Origin of the sequence: Atribacter sp., assembly GCF_035418125.1 — a bacterium.
GTDB lineage: Bacteria > Atribacterota > Atribacteria > Atribacterales > Atribacteraceae > Atribacter > Atribacter allofermentans.
Window position 1 is genome coordinate 1 of the sequence record NZ_DAOLQM010000202.1, and the last position, 4072, is coordinate 4072.

Below are 4072 nucleotides of genomic sequence, written 5' to 3' on the forward strand. Positions count from 1 at the left end.
CACGAAGGATCTGCGAGAAATGCCAAACTCCCTATAATATGGTTTCTAAGCCACCAAAAAACGATAAGATTTGTGATATCTGTCAAGGGCGAGTCATACAAAGACCCGATGATCGACCTGAAGTTATTATGAACCGATTGAATACTTATGAGCAACAAACCAAACCTTTGGTTGATTACTATCGTTCTCAGGGAATTCTTAAGATTGTCGTTTCTAAAGGATCGATTGACGATGTATTTCAGCAAGTTCAGAAGGTTTTGGGGACGATATCAGTATGAGTATTTTTCTTCGGGAAAGTGATCTCAATTCCATGCGGCAGAGTGGTAAGATTTTAGCCGATACCATAAAAGAAGCAAAAAAATATATCCTACCAGGAATGAAGACCGCTTTTATTGATGAAATAGTTGAAAAGTTTATCGTTCAAAGAGGCGCAAGACCTGCTTTTAAAGGATATCGTGGTTTTCCGGCTTCGCTATGTATTTCTATCAATGAACAGGTGGTACATGGTATTCCGGGAGAAAGGGTTATCCAAGATGGTGATCTGGTAAGCGTGGATATTGGAGTTGAATACCAAGGATATTATACCGATGCTGCTTTTAGTGTCGTAGCTGGCAATAGCAATGGTATAGCTTATCAGCTGGTTAAGGTTGCCAAGGAATCCCTTTTTGAAGGAATACGTAAAGCGAAAGCGGGAAATCGCATAGGAGATGTATCCAATGCGATTCAAAAATACATTGAAAAAAATAATTTTTCGGTCGTTCGGGATTTTGTTGGTCATGGATTAGGTCTTTCCCTTCACGAAGAACCTCAAATACCAAATTTCGGACCAAAAAATCAGGGTCCGTTGATAAAAAAGGGAATGGTATTGGCCATTGAACCCATGGTCAACGAAAAAGGTTTTCAAGTACAAATATTAGACGACGGTTGGACAGTTGTCACTCGCGATCAAGGGCTTTCAGCTCATTATGAACATACGGTTCTAATAACCGAAGATGGACCGGAGATATTGACCATGGATAGGAGAGGGGATGAATAGAATACATGGCCAAAGAAGAATTTATTGAAGTGATTGGTACAGTAGTCGAACCCTTACCCAACGCTATGTTCAGGGTGGAGTTGGAAAGTGGAAAAGTTATATTAGCCCATATTTCAGGAAAAATGAGAATGCACTATATTCGAATCTTACCGGGAGATAAGGTCACAATTCAAATTTCCAAGTACGATCCAACCAAGGGACGAATTACTTATCGCCATAAATAACCATTAATATATTTTAAATGATGTTAAATCATGAATCAGAAATAACAAGAGACGAGGTCTTCGTACCCCGAAAAGACTAGGGTTCAAGATGACAAAGCAGGTTTAAAATGCCATAGTTCGTCACTGATCCCCAAGAAATGGGAGAATTGTGTTTCTGTCTTGAATTTTCGATAGGGAGGTATTAAAATGAAAGTCCGCGCATCGGTCAAACCGAGGTGTGAAAAGTGTAAAGCTATTCGTCGTAATGGGAGAGTATTTATTATTTGTACCAACCCGAGACATAAACAAAGGCAAGGTTAGGAGGTTATTCCATGGCTCGAATTGCTGGAGTCGATTTACCGAACAGCAAAAGGATAGAAACAGCGTTAACGTATATTTATGGCATTGGGTCAGTGCTTGCGAAAAAAATTATTGAAGAAACCCAGATTGATCCGAGTATTCGGGTGAAAGACTTAACCGATGAACAATTGAATAAACTGCAAAAAGCAGTTGAGAAATACCCGGTTGAGGGTGAATTGCGTTCTCAGGTATCCCAAAATATAAAACGGTTAATTTCTATTGGCGCTTATCGAGGGATAAGACATCGGCGGGGTATGCCAGTTCGTGGTCAAAGAACGAGAACGAATGCTCGTTCTCGTAAGGGATCAAGACGAACAGTTGGGATAAGCCGAAAGAAGTAACTTATAATCAATAAGGAGGCATCGACACTTTGGTTAAAAGAGCAAAAGGGAAACGTAAAGAAAAAAAGGTGGTTCGTGAAGGAATCGCCCATATCAAATCGACATTTAATAATACAATAGTTTCAATTAGCGATAGACAGGGAAATGTCATCTCTTGGGCAACATCAGGAGGAAGTGGTTTTAAGGGGACCAAAAAGGGAACTCCCTTTGCAGCTCAATTAGCTGCTGAAACAGCTGCAAAAAAAGCCATGGATCAAGGCTTAAGAGAAATAGAGGTTTTGGTGAAGGGACCTGGATCAGGGCGTGAAACGGCTATTCGTTCATTGCAAGCGACTGGTTTGGTCATAAAATCAATTAAAGATGTGACTCCAATTCCTCACAATGGTTGCCGACCACCCAAGCAAAGAAGGGTTTAAGAGGAGGATTAATTCATATGTCCAGATATACCGATGCAAAATGCAGATTATGCCGGCGACAGGGAGTGAAGTTATTTTTAAAGGGGCCCCGTTGCATGACTCCTAAGTGTGCTTTTGAAAAAAGGCCCTTTGCACCAGGAATGAGTCGAGGCTCACGAAGACGTCTCTCTGATTATGGTGTACAATTAAGAGAGAAGCAAAAAGTTCGTTTTATTTATGGAATTTCAGAACGACAATTTAATAATTATTTTGAAAAGGCGAATCGTATTCCAGGAGTTACCGGTGAAAACTTCTTGCGTCTATTAGAGAAGCGTTTGGATAACGTCGTTTTCCGAGGAGGAATGGCTGACTCAAGAAGTGATGCTCGGCAAATGGTGCTCCATCGCCATTTTAAAGTGAATGGGAAAATTGTCAATATCCCGTCTTTTATGGTTTCAGTGGGAGATAAGATTGAATTAACTGATGTTGGTAAACAGCATAAAAAGATCAAAGAGATTATTGATGAAAAAGAACAACTCAATCCACCTAGCTGGTTAGAATTTCAACCAGAACAATTCACTTTCGCAGTAGTCCGAGAACCGAATCGGGATGATATTGATTATCAGGTAGAGGAATCTTTGATCGTTGAGTTTTACTCCAAGTAAATTTGAGGTGTAGGTATGCCCGATATTAAGGAAATGATGAAATTTGAAACAATTGAGCTTCGTGAGGATCGGATTACCCGAGCTCATTATGGAAAGTTTTCCATAGAACCATTAGAATCAGGATGGGGTGTGACCCTGGGGAATGCCATTCGGCGTGTCCTTCTCTCTTCTATGGAAGGGGCAGCGGTTACCTCGGTAGAGATCGATAATGTTATTCACGAGTTTTCTTCTCTTCCGGGAATGAGGGAGGATATTACCGATCTTCTCCTCAACATTAAAGGTATAGTGCTTTCTTCATCATCACCAGAAGAAGAAGTGCTAAGAATTGATGTAAGGGGAAATGAGGATTCCGACCTTCCTCGGCGAGTGACAGCTCGGGACATTCAACCCAATCCGAATGTCGAGATTATTAATCCAGATCATTATTTAGCCGAGTTGAATCACGAAGGACAACTGGCGATGACTCTTTATGTCAATCACGGTAAGGGGTATCAGGAGACTTCGGAAAAGATTGCACGTGATTATCGGAATATTCAAATTGATGCAATTTTTACCCCGGTTAGAAAAGTAAATTATAGTATAGTTGATACACGGGTTGGTCAGTTCACCAACTTTGATAAGCTTGTTCTGGAAATTTGGACCAACGGATCTATCCTTCCTCAAGAAGCTTTAAAAAAATCTCTTGATTTGTTGGTTGGTGAAATTACTTATATTTATGGCTTGGTTAAGGAAAGTATGTCAGATGATTTAGCTACTCCAGTTGATGTCGCTTTAGAGGAGAATGAAATGGGAGAAGACAAGCTAATTGAAGAGTTAGAATTATCGGTTCGAGCTTATAATTGTTTAAAACGTGCTCGAATTAATACTCTTCGTGAACTTTTGGAAATCATTAACCAACGCCCAGAAGATTTAAAGAAAATCAAAAACTTAGGTCAAAAAACCTATGAAGAGATTGTTGAGAAAGTTGAAAAACTTGGTTTCGAACTCAATAAAGTAGATGTAAATGAGGTGAACAACCAATGAGGCATAGAATGAAAAGAGGGAAGTTGGGTCGTACCACCTCCCATAAAGA

At 40.0% G+C, this 4072-nt stretch carries 8 protein-coding genes; all 8 read left to right on the forward strand.

Going from position 1 to position 4072, the window contains the following annotated elements:
• Positions 1 to 278: adenylate kinase family protein (locus PLK24_RS09130; RefSeq protein ID WP_324478403.1), on the forward strand; the 278-nt coding region annotated here is incomplete at its 5' end.
• Positions 275 to 1036 (forward strand): type I methionyl aminopeptidase, encoded by a 762-nt coding sequence (gene map, locus PLK24_RS09135; RefSeq protein WP_324478405.1) that lies wholly within the window; start codon positions 275 to 277, stop codon positions 1034 to 1036. The genes PLK24_RS09130 and map, both read left to right, overlap by 4 nt.
• Positions 1037 to 1041: 5 nt before the next feature.
• Positions 1042 to 1260 carry a translation initiation factor IF-1 gene (infA, locus tag PLK24_RS09140; protein WP_324478407.1) on the forward strand — a complete coding sequence of 73 codons (219 nt, stop codon included), beginning with the start codon at positions 1042 to 1044 and terminating at the stop codon, positions 1258 to 1260.
• A 186-nt stretch (positions 1261 to 1446) separates the two neighbouring features.
• Complete coding sequence (gene rpmJ / locus PLK24_RS09145; protein WP_324478409.1) at positions 1447 to 1560, forward strand: 50S ribosomal protein L36; 114 nt, start codon at positions 1447 to 1449, stop codon at positions 1558 to 1560.
• An 11-nt stretch (positions 1561 to 1571) separates the two neighbouring features.
• Positions 1572 to 1940 carry a 30S ribosomal protein S13 gene (gene rpsM, locus PLK24_RS09150; protein ID WP_324478411.1) on the forward strand — a complete coding sequence of 123 codons (369 nt, stop codon included), beginning with the start codon at positions 1572 to 1574 and terminating at the stop codon, positions 1938 to 1940.
• 29 nt (positions 1941 to 1969) lie between these two features.
• Positions 1970 to 2356: a 30S ribosomal protein S11 gene (rpsK, locus tag PLK24_RS09155; protein WP_324478413.1), complete on the forward strand. Its 387-nt coding sequence runs from the start codon at positions 1970 to 1972 to the stop codon at positions 2354 to 2356.
• Between the two features lie 17 nt (positions 2357 to 2373).
• Positions 2374 to 3000, forward strand: a complete 627-nt coding sequence (gene rpsD / locus PLK24_RS09160; RefSeq protein WP_324478415.1) for a 30S ribosomal protein S4 — start codon at positions 2374 to 2376, stop codon at positions 2998 to 3000.
• Between the two features lie 15 nt (positions 3001 to 3015).
• Positions 3016 to 4023, forward strand: coding sequence for a DNA-directed RNA polymerase subunit alpha (locus tag PLK24_RS09165; RefSeq protein ID WP_324478418.1), 1008 nt, complete (start codon positions 3016 to 3018; stop codon positions 4021 to 4023).
• Positions 4024 to 4072: the final 49 nt, after the last annotated feature.

What these genes read in the sequence shown, in the direction of transcription:
- infA (WP_324478407.1), top strand. Translation starts at nt 1,042, where the DNA reads ATGGCCAAAGAAGAATTTATTGAAGTGATTGGTACAGTAGTCGAACCC.
- PLK24_RS09165 (WP_324478418.1), top strand. Translation starts at nt 3,016, where the DNA reads ATGCCCGATATTAAGGAAATGATGAAATTTGAAACAATTGAGCTTCGT.
- map (WP_324478405.1), top strand. Translation starts at nt 275, where the DNA reads ATGAGTATTTTTCTTCGGGAAAGTGATCTCAATTCCATGCGGCAGAGT.
- rpmJ (WP_324478409.1), top strand. Translation starts at nt 1,447, where the DNA reads ATGAAAGTCCGCGCATCGGTCAAACCGAGGTGTGAAAAGTGTAAAGCT.
- rpsM (WP_324478411.1), top strand. Translation starts at nt 1,572, where the DNA reads ATGGCTCGAATTGCTGGAGTCGATTTACCGAACAGCAAAAGGATAGAA.
- rpsD (WP_324478415.1), top strand. Translation starts at nt 2,374, where the DNA reads ATGTCCAGATATACCGATGCAAAATGCAGATTATGCCGGCGACAGGGA.